Source organism: Stenotrophomonas sp. GL_101 (assembly GCF_057835675.1).
The window spans coordinates 49,454-63,905 of sequence record NZ_CM174432.1 but is presented as its reverse complement, the minus strand read 5'-3'; the positions used below and the strand labels follow the sequence as shown (position 1 = coordinate 63,905).

General features: G+C 65.4%; 13 protein-coding genes. 1 reads left to right on the top strand and 12 read right to left on the bottom strand.

Annotated features, from left to right (window positions below; translation table 11 throughout):
• Window position 1: 1 nt before the first annotated feature.
• The 5 genes from AC3IR9_RS00280 to AC3IR9_RS00260 form a co-directional block, all read right to left on the bottom strand.
• Window positions 2-904 carry a hypothetical protein gene (locus AC3IR9_RS00280; protein WP_489293247.1) on the bottom strand — a complete coding sequence of 301 codons (903 nt, stop codon included), beginning with the start codon at window positions 902-904 and terminating at the stop codon, window positions 2-4.
• On the bottom strand, window positions 901-3,438 hold the full coding sequence (locus AC3IR9_RS00275; protein ID WP_489295942.1) for a type VI secretion system Vgr family protein: 2,538 nt from the start codon (window positions 3,436-3,438) through the stop codon (window positions 901-903). The genes AC3IR9_RS00280 and AC3IR9_RS00275 overlap by 4 nt, the downstream gene beginning before the upstream one ends.
• Window positions 3,439-3,500: 62 nt before the next feature.
• Window positions 3,501-4,606, bottom strand: a protein-coding gene (locus tag AC3IR9_RS00270) for an IS3 family transposase (protein WP_489291038.1) whose coding sequence is annotated in 2 segments (ribosomal slippage) — window positions 3,501-4,348 and window positions 4,348-4,606 — 1,107 coding nt in all. Because the reading frame shifts where the segments join, the coding sequence is not laid out codon by codon here.
• A 48-nt stretch (window positions 4,607-4,654) separates the two neighbouring features.
• On the bottom strand, window positions 4,655-4,807 hold the full coding sequence (locus AC3IR9_RS00265; protein ID WP_489293246.1) for a hypothetical protein: 153 nt from the start codon (window positions 4,805-4,807) through the stop codon (window positions 4,655-4,657).
• Between the two features lie 314 nt (window positions 4,808-5,121).
• A complete protein-coding gene (locus tag AC3IR9_RS00260) occupies window positions 5,122-5,604 on the bottom strand; it encodes an Lrp/AsnC family transcriptional regulator (RefSeq protein ID WP_489293245.1) in 483 nt (160 codons plus the stop codon).
• Between the two features lie 127 nt (window positions 5,605-5,731).
• Between AC3IR9_RS00260 and phhA the strand changes: the two genes are divergently transcribed.
• Entirely contained in the window at window positions 5,732-6,628 is an 897-nt protein-coding gene (phhA, locus tag AC3IR9_RS00255) for a phenylalanine 4-monooxygenase (protein ID WP_489295940.1), read from the top strand.
• Window positions 6,629-6,696: 68 nt separating this feature from the next.
• Here the strand turns inward: phhA and AC3IR9_RS00250 are convergent, their stop codons facing one another.
• The 7 genes from AC3IR9_RS00250 to AC3IR9_RS00220 form a co-directional block, all read right to left on the bottom strand.
• Window positions 6,697-7,818, bottom strand: coding sequence for a GDSL-type esterase/lipase family protein (locus tag AC3IR9_RS00250; protein ID WP_489293244.1), 1,122 nt, complete (start codon window positions 7,816-7,818; stop codon window positions 6,697-6,699).
• Between the two features lie 178 nt (window positions 7,819-7,996).
• Complete coding sequence (gene kduD, locus AC3IR9_RS00245) at window positions 7,997-8,752, bottom strand: 2-dehydro-3-deoxy-D-gluconate 5-dehydrogenase KduD (RefSeq protein WP_489293242.1); 756 nt, start codon at window positions 8,750-8,752, stop codon at window positions 7,997-7,999.
• 66 nt (window positions 8,753-8,818) lie between these two features.
• A complete protein-coding gene (kduI, locus tag AC3IR9_RS00240; RefSeq protein WP_489293240.1) occupies window positions 8,819-9,667 on the bottom strand; it encodes a 5-dehydro-4-deoxy-D-glucuronate isomerase in 849 nt (282 codons plus the stop codon).
• Between the two features lie 216 nt (window positions 9,668-9,883).
• On the bottom strand, window positions 9,884-10,945 hold the full coding sequence (locus AC3IR9_RS00235) for a LacI family DNA-binding transcriptional regulator (RefSeq protein ID WP_489293239.1): 1,062 nt from the start codon (window positions 10,943-10,945) through the stop codon (window positions 9,884-9,886).
• Window positions 10,946-10,988: 43 nt separating this feature from the next.
• Window positions 10,989-12,566 (bottom strand): family 43 glycosylhydrolase, encoded by a 1,578-nt coding sequence (locus AC3IR9_RS00230; RefSeq protein WP_489293238.1) that lies wholly within the window; start codon window positions 12,564-12,566, stop codon window positions 10,989-10,991.
• A 64-nt stretch (window positions 12,567-12,630) separates the two neighbouring features.
• Window positions 12,631-13,914 carry a TRAP transporter large permease gene (locus AC3IR9_RS00225; protein ID WP_489293236.1) on the bottom strand — a complete coding sequence of 428 codons (1,284 nt, stop codon included), beginning with the start codon at window positions 13,912-13,914 and terminating at the stop codon, window positions 12,631-12,633.
• A 3-nt stretch (window positions 13,915-13,917) separates the two neighbouring features.
• Window positions 13,918-14,451: a TRAP transporter small permease gene (locus AC3IR9_RS00220; RefSeq protein WP_489293235.1), complete on the bottom strand. Its 534-nt coding sequence runs from the start codon at window positions 14,449-14,451 to the stop codon at window positions 13,918-13,920.
• Between the last annotated feature and the right edge of the window lies 1 nt (window position 14,452).

The window sequence follows — 14,452 nt, the reverse complement described above, 5'->3', positions numbered from 1 at the left end:
GTCATCGCCCTCCTTGTCTGGCAACCAATGAGTCCCTCATGTGTGCCAGCTGCGTTTGATCCAGTTTGCCCATCTTTTGTGCCAGCGCCGTCTCGTGACCGGCTGTCTCGCTGAGCATTTTTATGATGATTGGCGAATGATGAATTTCGCAGTCCATTGCAATGTCGTGTGCGAGCAACAACACGTGATCCAGGATGTTGCGGCGAGGCACGCTGGCAATGATCGATTCAGCGAAAGCATGAGCGCGCTCAATGTCCATTCGGTGCACGCCAATTTCGTTAAGAACTTTGGCGGCCTCGTTCACCAGGTTCACCGTGCGTTGCTTGAATGCTCCCCGCGCGTGCATTCGCAAGTTATCTGTCTCGGCATCCGGCAACGCGATCCAGCAGAGCTCTGCGGTAAGATTCAGACAGGCAATCTGAAGTCGCGCGCGCGCGAGCATGTGCCACTGCTGCTCAGAGAGTGCATAAGGCCAATGCGGCAGGGACAAGGAGTCCAGGATGCGCATGCGGTCTTTTGAACCACTGCGCTTTTCGTTCTCAAGCAGTCTGCGAAGCGTTGCACCTACCTCAGCAAGGGTCTGCGGAGTGACAACCCAAGCAGCCACCTGCGAGCGGCGCTGGTCGCTGCGTGCCAGGCGGTACTGCTCGACGGACACGCGCAGGACATCTTCATGGCTTGGGCCAAGCTGCAGGAGTCGGAGAGGTGCTTTGCCGAAGCCCTCGATCTTGATCTCCAGCTGTTCCTCCCTCCGTGCCTGAAACACCGAACTGATTCCGACCGTGGCATCCAGCAACACATAGAGGTGCGCGTACTCCTTCTGCGAACGACGTAACAGGTAGCAGATATCGGCGACCGCGTGTGCTTCGGTCTGAGGGGCGGAAGGGGCGTGTTGGGGGCTCATTCGGCACTGTCCTTGAGGTCGCAGCTGCCTAGCTGTCCATCGCTGTGGTCCGCCTCAGGTAAAACAGTGTCTGGCTCTGTCCACTCCCGCTGCGTGCCCTTGAACTCCACCTTCTCCGGCGCGCCCAGTTCAATGTTGTCGCCTTCAATGCGGATGTAGGCGCCGGCGGCGGTCAGCAGCAGATGCTTGTTCGGCGCCGCCAGCACCACGTCGGCCTCGGTGCTGGCGATCCTGAGGTTGGTCTTTGCCGCAAGAATCGCCTGGTTGCTATGTGCCCGCACACTGACCTTGCCCTGCGCGGCATGCAGCGCGATGCCCTGTTCCTGATTGGGGCTGCCGTGCTTGGGCACGTTGCCCGCGGTGTACAGGGCCAACCCTTCCCTGACCGCTATCGTCAGTGCGCCTTCGCTGAGCCAGTTCAATGCCACGCCGGCGGCCAGCGTGGTATGGGTACCACTCACCCACACCTGGTCGGCCGGGGTCAGGCTCATCACGCCGGCCACGCCGCTGCCCATCAGTACCGGCTTGTTCCACCCCGGGGCGTCACCATCACCGCCATGGATGCTGCCGGCCACGCTGCCGCTCTGGGTAGCACGCAGACTTGCCTGCAGTTGTTCCAGCGCGTCGTGCGCCGGCAGCGTTGCGGGTTCCTCCGGCAACTGCGCCTGCTGATGCGCAGCAGACTCGTTCAGGCTCTGCAGAAGTGCAGCGCTCTCCTGCAACTGGGCCAGCGCCGAGTTTGCCGCCAACTGCGGCTCGCCCGGTTCGGTGCTCAGCAGCAGGCCTTGCCCGGCGCGCAATGAACCAAATGCCTGCGTAGACAGCTCCGCCCCAAACCCACGGTTCGCCCCACGTACATTGTCCTGACCGCCCTTCAAATGCCCCAAGGTCAGCGTAGTGGCGTGCTGCGTAGTGGACAGCTGCGCCCGGCCCTGCCCGGGAGTGTCGTCCAGCCGGAACTGCTGGTACCCGCCCTGCCCATCCTGGCTGTCGGCCAATGCCTGGCTCTTGAAGCCGGTATACACCGCTGCATGGCCGTTGCCCTCAAACCACGCCGGTGCATTGCCGGTGGTGTGGGCTCCGCCGTTGGCGACCAGGTTGTGCGCCGCATCGGCCTGGCCACGCCCGTTGTAGACCGCGCCCACCACGACCGGGCTGTCGATATCGCCCTCAAAGAAGGCCACCAGCACTTCCTGGCCACGCCGCGGCAGTAGCACCCCGCCCCAGTTGTCACCGGCCCACGGCGTCATCACTCGTACCCAGGTCCATGCGCCACTGTCGCCCGGCGCATTGTCGTCGCCGCCTGGATGGGTCAGTCCGGCACTGGAACTGCCACCACGCTGCCACGGGAACTGCACCTTGATCCGGTGGTCGCGGTCGGACAGCAGCGGCTCGCCGTCGCTGACCACGATGGCGCTGAGCGTGCCGGTGATCGACGGGCGCGGGTGCAGCCGTGTGCCATCGCCGTCATCGGTCTGCGGGCGATAGACCACGTCGGCCGGAATGGCCACGAAGCGGTTGTCGTAGAACGGGGAGGTGAGGTCAGGGAATACGCTTGGCACCGATAACCCGCTCAATGCCCCCGGCAGGCTCAATGGCGCCTGCGCGGCGGGCCCCAGCTGTTGCTCCAGCGCATCGAACACCTCGGCCTCGAAGTTGTTGCGTGCGTGGTGTTGCACCGACAGACATAGCCAGGCAGCGGCCGGATCCGCTGCAGGATGCTGCCTCAGCTGGAACTGCGCGCCGGCCGCAAGCTGCCGCCACCTACCCTGCCCGTCAACGGTGTGCGCGCGCACGCGCAGCGCATCCAGGTGCTGCTGCGCGCGGCGCTGGCCGCTGGCGTGATCGGGCCAGCCGTCGGGCCCACAGGTATCGATGTCTTCGCCCGATGCCGGATGGGAGGTCTGGGCTTCGGCGCTGGCCTGGCGCAGCGCCAGGGTGCGGGAGTCCCAGGTGGTGCGGGTCACCTTGGAGACACACCAGCGCCGGGACACCGACCACTGCTGCACGCTGTCGGCACGCTCTGACGCATCACCACGATGGAAGCGCACCGGCCCCAGCTTCTGCGCGGCATGAGGGTTGTCGGCCAGCACAAGGGTATGCGCGCCGAGCGATGCGCTGTCCAGGTCACTGGCATGTTCAAACCAGTAGTAGATGCCCTCTTCAGCCAGCAGGCGCTGCACGAAGGCCAGATCGGTTTCCTGGTACTGCGTGGTCAGACTGCGTTTGGCGTAGAAGCTCCGACACATCAGATCCCAACGCCACGCAGGCACCAGCAAGGCATAGTCGGAGAACACGTCCTCCACGATGTCCACAATGCTGGCGTCATGGAAAACGTAGCTGTCCACGCGCTGCCCAAGGTAGGCCAACCATGGCTGCAGCCGCAGACGGTAGCGCGCCAACCCACCGTTGCTGCCGATCCGCTCGGCAGCGGTGATGCGGCCATGAAACGGGCGCAGGCTGCCATCGGCGCACTCCATCTGCAGCAGCGCCGGCTGGCCGATCAGGGGGGCAAGAGCGAGCCCGGCATCCATCGACAGGGCGGTGATCAACCATGCGAACCCCGACGTCCCCCCGGCTTGAGTAGTGGGCGGGTTTAGAGTCCGGTGCTGATGTTATCTTTCTTCGCCGCCAACTGGGCGGCGTACTGGACGGGTGTTAGACCGCCAAGCGCTCTTTTGGGTCTTTCTTCGTTGTAGTCGCGCCGCCAGCTTTCGATACTGGTACGGGCATGAAGCAACGTCGGGAACCAGTGCTCGTTGAGGCATTCGTCGCGCAGCCGTCCGTTGAAGGACTCGACGTACGCATTCTGGTTCGGCTTGCCCGGTTCGATCAGACGCAGGGCAACATCCTTTTCGTGAGCCCAGGCCACCATCGCCTTACCGCAAAACTCCTTGCCGTTGTCTGTCCTGATCACTCGTGGCAAGCCGCGCTGCATGGCCAGTCTGTCCAGTACCCTGGACACGCCTTGCCCGGAAATTGCCCGCTCCACTTCGATGGCCACAGCCTCGTGGGTGGCGTCGTCGACGATGGTCAGGCACTTGATCACCCGGCCTTCCGCGGTGCGGTCGAACACGAAGTCCATCGACCACACCTCATTGGCAGCGGACGGCCGCAGGAGAGGCTGGCGCTCGCCTATCGGCACCTTCTTACGCTTTCTGCGACGCACCTGCAGGCCCGCTTCCTGATACAGGCGCTCCACTCGTTTGTAGTTCACGACAAGCCCTTTCTGCCGCAGTTTCAAATGGATCATGCCCACCCCGTAGCGTCTGTGCCGATGCGCCAGCGCAGCGATCTGCTCGCGCAGCTCAACGTTGCGGTCGGCCCGAGGCTCATAGCGCAGCGCGCTGGCGCTCATCCGCACCACCGTCAGCGCTCGCCGCTCGCTCAACCCCTTCTCGACCATGCTCCGCACCAGCAGCCTGCGCGCCGGGGCGGTCACCACTTTTTTCGCAACGCATCCTTGATGACGTCGTTCTCGAAAACCTGCTCTGCCAGTAGTTTCTTCAGGCGCGTGCTCTCAGCCTCCAGGTCCTTGAGCCGCTTGGCGTCGGGCACACTCATGCCACCGAACTTGCTGCGCCACAGGTAGTACGAAGCCTCGCTGAAGCCGTGCTGACGGCACAGGTCCTTGATGGGCATGCCGGCCTCTGCTTCGCGCAGGAAGCCGATGATCTGTTCTTCGGAAAAGCGTTTCTTCACGTCCAATCTCCTTGTCACTGAGGATTGGACTCCAAACAGCTGCGCTACTCAATCTTGGGGGGACGTCGACCCCACACCATCGATCTGCTCAACGCCCTGCAGCGTCTCGGCAACCAGTACGGTCGTACCCAGCGCTGTGTGCAGGCGCAGGAAGCGGTGGGCGTCGCCCGCACGCAAGGCCGCCATGAGTGCGGCGATCATCGCGCTGTCCCACTGTGCGTGCCTGCCGGTACATGCGCCGCAAACGTCTGCGCAATGGTGGCGCTACCTGCGCGATGCGCCCGCCGCGTGGCACTCCCCGCATGGTCGCGGTCGATGGCTCCTGCCTGCCCCTGCATCCGTCCTCTCCCTAACGTACGGGCGGATGGTGCGCTGACAAACGTTGGGATTTACAGAGGCATTTGCGTCAACGCTGGTGACACAAAAGCATCAAACCCAACGCTCACAAGGGCAGGCGGCGCGTTATCAGATCAGAACGAAACCGATAGAAAAATGGCACGTTGCGACGCAGCCCACTATTCCAGCTGCGACAACGGCAGCGCGCGGAAATCTTTCACCGTGCGCAATACAAAGCTGGAGTTCACGTCGGCCACGCCCGCAGCAGTGAGCAGTTTGTCCAACAGGAAACTGGAGAAATGATCCAGGTCGCGCACGTAGATGTGCAGCAGGTAATCCATGTCGCCGGTGAGCGCGTGGCAGGCCACCACCTCATCCCATCCCAGCACGCTGTCGGCGAACACGCCGATGGCGAGCTGGTCGTGCTTTTCCAGCTGCACGCGCACGAAAGCCTGCAGGCCCAAGCCGATCCGGCGCGGTTCCAGCCGCGCGCCATAGCCGGCAATCACACCTTCATTCTCCAGTCGCTGCACCCGGCGCAGGCAGGCCGACGGGGAGAGATTCACCCGCGTGGCCAACTCGGCGTTGGTGGCGCGGCCATGCTGCTGGATTTCTGCCAGAAGGCGCAGATCCGTGCGGTCGAACTGGACTTCCCCGGCCATTGTTGCCTCGCAACATGAGGTGTGCGCAACAATCTTGCGCCAGATCGGCATATCAACGCAACTTTGCAAGCCTGTTGCGTGGCCCCTGCCCTAGCATCGACAGATGACTTCCCAGGAGATCCTCTCGATGGAAACCGCCACTGCCCCGCGCCGCGTCGAACACCAGCAGACCGACAAGGGTTACGTGCCGGTATATACCACCGCGCTGGTGGAACAGCCCTGGGACAGCTACACCGCCGACGACCATGCCACCTGGAGCACGCTGTACCAGCGTCAGCGCGCGTTGCTGGAGGGGCGGGCGAGCAAGGAGTTCCTGCAGGCACAGGACGAGATGGGCATGAGCGCCCACATGATTCCGCGCTTCGACCAGCTCAACGAAGTGCTGGGCGCCGCCACCGGGTGGACGCTGGTCGGCGTGGAAGGCCTGCTGCCCGAACTGGATTTCTTCGACCACCTGGCCAATCGTCGTTTCCCGGTGACCTGGTGGATCCGTCGCCCGGACCAGATCGATTATATCGCCGAGCCGGACATGTTCCATGACCTGTTCGGGCACGTGCCGCTGCTGATGAACCCGGTGTTCGCCGACTACATGGCCGCCTACGGCCGCGGTGGGGTCAAGGCACATGCGATCGGGCCGGAGGCGCTGCAGCACCTGACGCGCCTGTACTGGTACACGGTGGAGTTCGGGCTGATCAACACCGACGAAGGCCTGCGCATCTACGGCGCTGGCATCGTGTCGTCCAAGGGCGAGTCGCTGTACTCGCTGGAATCGCCCGCGCCGAACCGCATCGGTTTCGACCTGGCGCGGATCATGCGCACGAAGTACCGCATCGATACCTTCCAGAAGACCTACTTCGTCATCGACAGCTTCGAGCAGCTGATGCAGGCCACCGATCCGGACTTCACCCCGATCTATGCGGCGCTGGAGCAACTGGAGCACCTGCCGGCCGGCGATGTGCAGGACGGCGACACGGTGTTCCAGAAGGGCACCGGTGAAGGCTGGGCGGACGGCGGCGACGTGTAACGGCCACGGGCCAACGGGACGCCCGTGCCCCTTGGATCGCGCGGGAAACCGCCGACCAACGGTCGGCGCTACGGTTGGGTGGGCACAGCGGTGCGTGGATACGCCAGCAGCACCACCAGGTCGTCGTCGCCGCGTTGCTGCAACGCATGCGTGCTGCCGGCGCGGGTCAGCAAGGCATCACCTGCGGCAACCTCGTACTGCTTCCCGTCCAGCACGTACCAACCCTGCCCACTGACGATGTAGTAGATCTCATCCTTGTGCTGCGGATGCAGGCCGATGCCCGCCCCCTTGTGCAACACGCGCTTGCGCAGCACGAACGGCAGGTCGATGTCGTCGGCAAAGAACGGATACGCCGTGGTAGGCCCCGCCCCGCCGTGCGGGCCCGGCTGGGTCACCGCGATGTCGCGTTCATGGATGACGCGTGAGGGTGTCGCCGCCTTGCTGCCCTGCCCTGCGCGTACCTCGCAGTCGATATCACGCTTCAGTACGGTCTTGAGCTCCGGGCGCAGCGACGCCCACTCCCGCATCACAAGACAGGCCACCGCATTCGCCCCGGCGATGCTGAAGTGCGTGCCATCGGCCTTGCCCTGCTCAGGCACGAACAGGAAGTACGGCCGCGCGCCCTGCTCGCCCAGCGCGCGGATCCAGCGCGTGGAGCTGTCGTTGAGGTCGATCAGCGCCACCTGCTCGCGTGTGGCCAGTTGCTTCACGGCCTGGGTGTACAACGCGTGCGTGTCCAGCAGCGCGCCGAAGTCATACAGCAACCGCGCCACCGGGGTGATCAATACCGGCGTGGCGCCCTTGTCACGGGCCAGCTGCACGTAGCGCAGCAGGTACTGCGGGTACTCGGTGGCCGGGTTGGTGTAGCGCGTGGGATCTTCGCGCTTGGCGTCGTTGTGGCCGAACTGGATGAGCAGTACATCGCCAGGCTGGAGATCGCGGGCGATCGCATCCAGGCGTTTTTCATCGATGAAACTGCGCGTGCTGCGGCCGCCCCTGGCGTGGTTGCGGACCTCCCACACGGCAGGATCCAGATAGCTCTGCAGGGCCTGGCCCCAGCCGGCCTGCGGCGCGCGCTCCGGGCCGTACTCGGCCGCGGTGGAATCCCCGGCAATGAAGATGCGGTGTGGGGCGCACAGCGCGCTGGGGGGGGCGAGCAGGAACGACAGGGACAACAGCAAACGCAGCATGGTCGTGCTCCTGGGTGGAGAGCTGCCGGCCAGCGGCCGGCACTACCGGAGTGCATCTGGCGGAAAGCCCCCTGAGTCAGGGGGCGACCGCGAAGCGGTGGGGGTCTGGATGCAACGATTGCTCGGGGCCCACGATCTGCAGCGCAGATCGTGGGAGCGCCAGCGCGTAACGATGGTGTTACCGGGCGAGCCAACCACCATCAACCGGCAACACCGCACCGTTCACATAGTCCGATGCACTCGATGCCAGGAACACCGCCGTCCCGCCCAGATCTTCCGGCGTGCCCCAGCGCGCAGCCGGAATCCGCGCAAGGATCGACGCGTTACGGTCCTCGTCGGCGCGCAGCGCGGCGGTGTTGTCGGTGGCCATGTAGCCCGGCGCGATCGCGTTGACGTTGATGCCCTTGGCCGCCCACTCGTTGGCCAGCAACCGGGTGATGCCGGCGATACCACTCTTGCTGGCGGTGTACGACGGCACGCGGATACCGCCCTGGAAGGACAGCATCGAGGCGATGTTGATGATCTTGCCGCGGCCCTGGGCGATGAAATGCCGACCGGCTGCCTGGGAGATGAAGAACGCGGACTTGATGTTGACGTTCATCACGTCATCCCAGTCCTGCTCGCTGAAATCCACTGCATCGGCACGACGGATCAGGCCGGCGTTGTTGACCAGGATATCCAGCCCGCCCAGGCCTTCGACGGTTTCGCGGATGACCCGCTCCACCGGTTCGATGCTGATCAGATTGGCTTCGATGGCCAGGCAGCGGCGGCCCAGCGAGGTGATTCGGGCGATGGTCTCGGTGGGCGGCTGGATGCCGGCCACGGCAACGTCGGCACCGGCCTGCGCCAATGCCACCGCGATGCCCTGCCCCAGGCCGGTATTGCCACCGGTGACCAGGGCGACCTTGCCTTCCAGACTGAACGGATTAGCCATTGCGTATGCGGTCCTTTTCCAATGCGGCACAGAGGCCGCCCGCACATGGCGGGCGGCGCGCGGGGGTTACTTGAGCTGGCAGATGTCCAGCACGTGCATGTCGGTGTAATCCAGGTTTTCGCCGCCCATCGCCCAGATGAAGGCGTAGTTGCTGGTACCGGCGCCCATGTGGATCGACCACGGCGGGGACACCACCGCTTCGTTGTTGGCCATGACGATGTGGCGCTGCGCGTGAGGCTCGCCCATGAAGTGGTACACGCGGTCGTTGGCGCCGAGATCGAAGTAGAAATAGACCTCGCTGCGACGGTCGTGCAGGTGCGGCGGCATGGTGTTCCAGACGCTGCCCGGCTTGAGCACGGTCAGCCCCAGCAGCAGCTGCGAGGACTGGCAGGTGGCCGGCACGATGTACTGGTAGATGGTGCGCTCGTTGCTGGTTTCCAGCGCGCCACGGTCCAGCGCGACGGCATCCTTGATCGACAGCTGCTTGGTTTCAAAGCGCGCGTGGGCCGGGGTAGAGGCCAGGTAGAACTGCGCCGGGGTGGCGGCATCGTCCGAGGCGAACAGCACTTCCTTGCTGCCCATCGCCACGTACAGGCCATCCTTCGGGCCGAGCGCGAATACGCTGCCATCCACGGTGACGGTGCCGCTGCCGGCACCGACGTTGATCACGCCCAGTTCGCGGCGCTCCAGGAACGGGTGGCCGGCGGCCGAGGCGGGCTCGGTCTGCACCGGCAGGGCCAGCGGGCCGTTGACCGGCGCCGCGCCGCCGAGCACGAAGCGCTCGTAGTGGGTGTACTTCAGCGTCACCGCATCGGCGTTGAACAGGCCGTCGAGCAGGTACAGCTCGCGCAGGTCGTCGTTGCTGGCGCCCTTGATGGCGTCGGGATGGGTGGCGTAGTGGGTCTTGCAGTACATGGCGTCTCCAGAGCAGGGGTGGGCCGACGGGTCGGCCCCGGCGCGAGTTGAGGGGATTCTAGCCCGGAAGGAAACCGGTGTCATTTTGCGGTGCAGTAGGGGTGAGGCGTCCCGACCCATGGACGTGTCAGAAAAGCGGTGCGATCGGTAACCGGTTGTCCCGGCGCGTGGCGACGCGTTGATCGTCAATGCGCGTTGTTGCCATCGCGGCGCGGGTCAGTCCTCGGGCGGCTGGCAGGAGTCGCGCACGATCAGGTGCGGGCGCACGCTGGCGTGCTGCATCACGGCCTGGCCGTCTGGCTGGATCAGCATGGCCGCTGCAGTACGCCCGGTGTCACGGGTGTGGCGGCGTACCGAGGTCAGCGACGGCCACAGGCGCGAGGCCAGCGGGCTGTCGTCGTAGCCGATGATCGACAGCTGGCGCGGGATGTTGATACCCGCGCGCAGGGCCACCTTGTAGATGCCGGCAGCCATTTCGTCGTTGCCGGTGAAGATGGCGGTCGGGCGCTGCTTGCCCAGCAGCAGCTTTTCCGCAGCGGCCACGCCGGATTCGAAGGTATAACCGGCTTCGACGATGCGGCCCGGCGGCAGCTCGATGCCACGCTGGGCCAGCGCGTCGATGAAACCGGCGGTGCGTTCGTGCGCCGAGCGGTAGGCGCTGGGGCCGGTGACCAGGGCGATGTCACGATGGCCGAGCGACAGCAGGTAGTCGGCCGCTTCGGCCGCGCCGTCGCGGTCATGGGTGACCACCATCTGCGAGGTCTCGTCCAGCGGCAACGAGGCGATACGGGTGAAGCGGCAGCCAATCTCGTCGAGCATGTCCACAAGCGCCTGGTCTTCGGACGCACGCGGTACCAGGATCACCCCGTGCAGCTTCTGCTGCTGCACGAAGCGACGCACGCCGTCGATGTAACCGGGGCTGCGCGAATCACAGGGGTGCACCACCAGCTCGAAGCTGGAGCCACGCAGCGCGTCGAGCGCGCCGTACTGCATGTCCACGATGTACTGCGCGGTGGGATTGTCGTAGACCATGCCGATCAGGAACGAGCGCCGGAACGCCAGCCCACGCGCCAGCGGATCAGGCGTGTAGCCGACCTCGCGCATCAGCGCCTCGACCTTGTCACGGGTGTCTTTGCGCACCAGCGGCGAGTTGTTGATGATCCGCGAGACGGTCTTCTTGGATACCCCGGACAGGCGCGCGATGTCATTGATCGTGGCGGCCTTGCCCTTGGTCAATCCGTACGGTGGTGACGGATCGGTTTTGCTGCGCAATGACATGTCGTTCAAACCGGCGATGAGTCGAAGGAGTCCACCGGGCCGTTCAATCCAGGGCCCGATAGCGGAAATGGCGGAACCGCACCTTGCCGTCACCGGCAGCGTACAGGGCCGGCTTGAGGGCGAGGAACTTGCCGGCCACATTGTGATGGTAGCCGGAGACTTCCATCTGAACCGGGTACTTCTGCCAGTTTCTGCCATCGCCGCTGGTGTGAAGGGTGACGATATGGCGGTTGTTGGTGACCCGCAGCCAGAGCCGGCCGCCCTTGGCGCTTGGCGCCAGCCGGGTCGGGCGCTCCTCGCCATAGCGGTGCATGACCATGGCCTCGCCGTTGCTGCCCACGCCCACGTACAGGCGGTCGCTGTAGAACAGCAGGGCGCCACCGACCGCGCCGGGGGCGATCTCCATCTCGACCTCGAACTGGTAGGCGGTGTCGCCGGCGATGGCGGTCAACGGCGAGCTGTCCTTCGGCGTCTGGCCCTTGCCCTGCAGCAGCAGGCCGTCGCCGCTGAAGTCCAGCCGGCGGTACTCGTCCCGGGTCGGGTTGAAGAAGGCCCATTGCGCGCCCAGGGCCGGGCCCTTGAAGTCGTCCGACAGCGCCATCCCATGCGCGCCGACCACGCTGCCGGAGGGCTTGGCCAACGGCTGGCCGAGGTCGCCGCCCTTGGCCACGAACCAGCCGTCGGCGGTCCACTCGATCGGTTCCAGCAGCGCCTGCCGCCCCAGCGTCCAATACCCGTTCTCGTAGCCGTGGTACATCATCCACCAGCGTCCGTCGGTGCCTTCGATCACGGTGGCATGGCCCCGCGACCACCACGGCTCGGCGGCGGACGCGGTGCGTACGATCGGATTGTTCGGTGCGTTCATCCACGGCCCATGGATCGAGCGCGAGCGCGCGGTGATCACCATGTGCCCGGTCGGCGGGCCGGCGGTGCCGCCCACGGCGGTGGTCATGTAGTACCAGCCATCGCGGAAGTGGATCTTCGGGCCTTCCTGCGCGTAGGCCTCCACGTCCCAGTCTTGCGGATACTTCCAGCCATCGTAGACGTGCGTTGGCGTGCCGACCACGCTCAACCCGTCATCGGCCAGCTGCACATAGGCGCCGCCGCTGAGGAACAGGTAGCGCTTGCCGTCTTCGCCAACCGCATGGCCAGGGTCGATGTAGCCGCCCAGGCCGATGTCGATCGGGTCGCTCCACGGGCCCTCGATGCGATCGGCCCAGAGCACGAAGTTGCTGCGCGCTTCGGCGGTGCGGGCCGGGAAGTAGATGTAGTAGCGGCCCTGGTGCTTGACGATGTCCGGCGCCCAGATCGCACCGACATTGCGGGTGATCGCATGGCCCAGCGGCTGCCAGTTGACCAGGTCGCGCGAGTGCCAGATCGGCAGGCCGGGGTAGGCGTCGAACGAGGACAGGGTGAGGTAGTAGTCCTGGCCATCCTTGAGCACCGAAGGATCCGGGCGGTCGCCGGCCAGCACCGGGTTGAGGAAGGTGCCGTTGCCCAGATCGGCCTGGCGCTGGTGTTCGATGCCACGTGTCCAGCTGACCGGTTCGGCGGCGGGGCAACGGCCGGCCAACAACAGGCACGCGGTGGCCATGGCGGCCAGGGTCTTGCTCATGCGCATCGCAATGCTCCGTGTTGCGGCGCGGGACGTGCGCGTGCAAGCCACATCCCGGCCAGGTCCAGGCTCAGGCGCGCAGCAGCGCGGGCAGCCACAGCGACAGTTCGGGGAAGAAGGTGACGATCATCAGCACGCCCAGCGCGGCGAACCAGAACGGCCAGATCGAACGCATGCTTTCGCCGACGCTGATCTTGCCGATGGCTGTCCCGATGAACAGCACCGAGCCCACCGGTGGGGTCACCAGGCCCAGGCCGCCGGTCAGTACCAGCACCAGGCCGAAGTGGATCGGGTCGATGCCGTAGGCCTTGGCGACCGGCAGGAAGATCGGCGTGCAGATCAGGATCATCGGCGCCAGGTCCATGAAGGTCCCCAGCAGCAGCAACATCACCACGATCATCAGCAGCACCATGAAGCGGCTGTGCGCGAAAGACTGCAGGAAGTCGACCGCAGCGGTGGGCACCTGCAGGTAGGCCAGCAGCCAGCCGAACACCGCGGCGGTGGCGATCACGAACAGGATCACCCCGGTGCTGCGTGCGGCATGGGTAACCGTGCCAAGGAACTGGCGCCAGTCGAGTTGGCGGTACAGCACGGTGGTGACCAGCAGCGCGTAGACCACCGCGATCGCCGCGCTTTCCACGGCGGTGAAGATGCCGGCACGGATACCGACGAAGATCAGTGCGACCAGGCCCAAGCCGGGCAGGGCGGAGATGATCCGCAGCAGCACCGCACGCCAGCCCGGGAACACTTCCACGCCGTAGCCGCGATGGCGCGCGACCGCATAGCCGGTGACCATCAGCGCCAGCGTCATCAGCAGCGCCGGTACGATGCCGGCGGCGAACAGGTCGGCGATGGACAAACCACCACCGGCCGCCGCCGAGAACAGGATCAGGTTGTGCGAGGGCGGCACCAGCAGCGCCACCAGTGCGGCGGTGATGCTGACGTTGACCGCGAAATCACGGTCGTAGCCGCGCTTGACCATCTGCGGAATCATCGTGCCGCCCACCGCCGAGACATCGGCGATGGCCGAGCCGGAGACGCCGCCGAAGAACAGCGAGGACAGGATCGAGACCTGGCCCAGGCCGCCGCGCATGCGCCCGACCAGCGAGGAGGCCAGTGAGATCAGGCGTTCGGAGATGCCGCCGCGCATCATGATTTCACCGGCGAAAATGAACAGCGGAATCGCAATCAACGACGCCGACCCGGTGCCGGCGGAAATCTGTTGCACCAGCACCAGCGTGGGCAGGTCCAGGTACCACAGCGTGGCCAGCGCGGCCGCACCGAGTGCATAGGCCACCGGTACGCCAAGCAGCAGCAACGCAGCAAAAACAACGAACAGGATCGTGATGCCCATGGTTCAGCGGTCTCCCTCGGCGACGACAGCGGCCGGTCGCGCGGCCTGCACCATCTGGTTCACGGCGAATATCGCCATCAGCGCGCCGCCGATCGACAGCGGCAGGTAGTTGATGCTCTGCGGCAGGTTGGCCCCGGCGGTCTTGATGTCCAGCCCGTCCAGCAGCAGCACCGCGGCCCACCAGGCGATCACCGCGCCCAGCACCGCCACCACCAGCGCGGCAAAGGCATCCACTGCACGGCGCAGGCCCGGGGCCATGTACGCGGCCAGCAGGAAAAAGCCGAAATGGCGGCGGGTATGTACGCCGGTGGCCGCGCCCAGGCTCATCGCGGTGGCCAGCAGCAGCAGGGTGACCGGCTCGGTCCAGCTGGGCGAGTCGTTGATGACGTAACGGGCGAACACCTGCCAGCCCTGGACGACCACCAGCCCCAGCAACGCCAGTACGGCAATGTGGATAGCGAAGTCGGCGATGCGGTTGAGCAGGCGCTGTGCGCCGCTCAGGTGCGCTGCAGACGGTTCGGAAGTGGGATCGGACATG

Bases quoted from the DNA above. Each gene is read 5' to 3' on its own strand.
- AC3IR9_RS00280 (WP_489293247.1), bottom strand. From the start codon at position 904: ATGAGCCCCCAACACGCCCCTTCCGCCCCTCAGACCGAAGCACACGCG.
- AC3IR9_RS00275 (WP_489295942.1), bottom strand. From the start codon at position 3,438: ATGGATGCCGGGCTCGCTCTTGCCCCCCTGATCGGCCAGCCGGCGCTG.
- AC3IR9_RS00265 (WP_489293246.1), bottom strand. From the start codon at position 4,807: ATGATCGCCGCACTCATGGCGGCCTTGCGTGCGGGCGACGCCCACCGC.
- AC3IR9_RS00260 (WP_489293245.1), bottom strand. From the start codon at position 5,604: ATGGCCGGGGAAGTCCAGTTCGACCGCACGGATCTGCGCCTTCTGGCA.
- phhA (WP_489295940.1), top strand. From the start codon at position 5,732: ATGGAAACCGCCACTGCCCCGCGCCGCGTCGAACACCAGCAGACCGAC.
- AC3IR9_RS00250 (WP_489293244.1), bottom strand. From the start codon at position 7,818: ATGCTGCGTTTGCTGTTGTCCCTGTCGTTCCTGCTCGCCCCCCCCAGC.
- kduD (WP_489293242.1), bottom strand. From the start codon at position 8,752: ATGGCTAATCCGTTCAGTCTGGAAGGCAAGGTCGCCCTGGTCACCGGT.
- kduI (WP_489293240.1), bottom strand. From the start codon at position 9,667: ATGTACTGCAAGACCCACTACGCCACCCATCCCGACGCCATCAAGGGC.
- AC3IR9_RS00235 (WP_489293239.1), bottom strand. From the start codon at position 10,945: ATGTCATTGCGCAGCAAAACCGATCCGTCACCACCGTACGGATTGACC.
- AC3IR9_RS00230 (WP_489293238.1), bottom strand. From the start codon at position 12,566: ATGCGCATGAGCAAGACCCTGGCCGCCATGGCCACCGCGTGCCTGTTG.
- AC3IR9_RS00225 (WP_489293236.1), bottom strand. From the start codon at position 13,914: ATGGGCATCACGATCCTGTTCGTTGTTTTTGCTGCGTTGCTGCTGCTT.
- AC3IR9_RS00220 (WP_489293235.1), bottom strand. From the start codon at position 14,451: ATGTCCGATCCCACTTCCGAACCGTCTGCAGCGCACCTGAGCGGCGCA.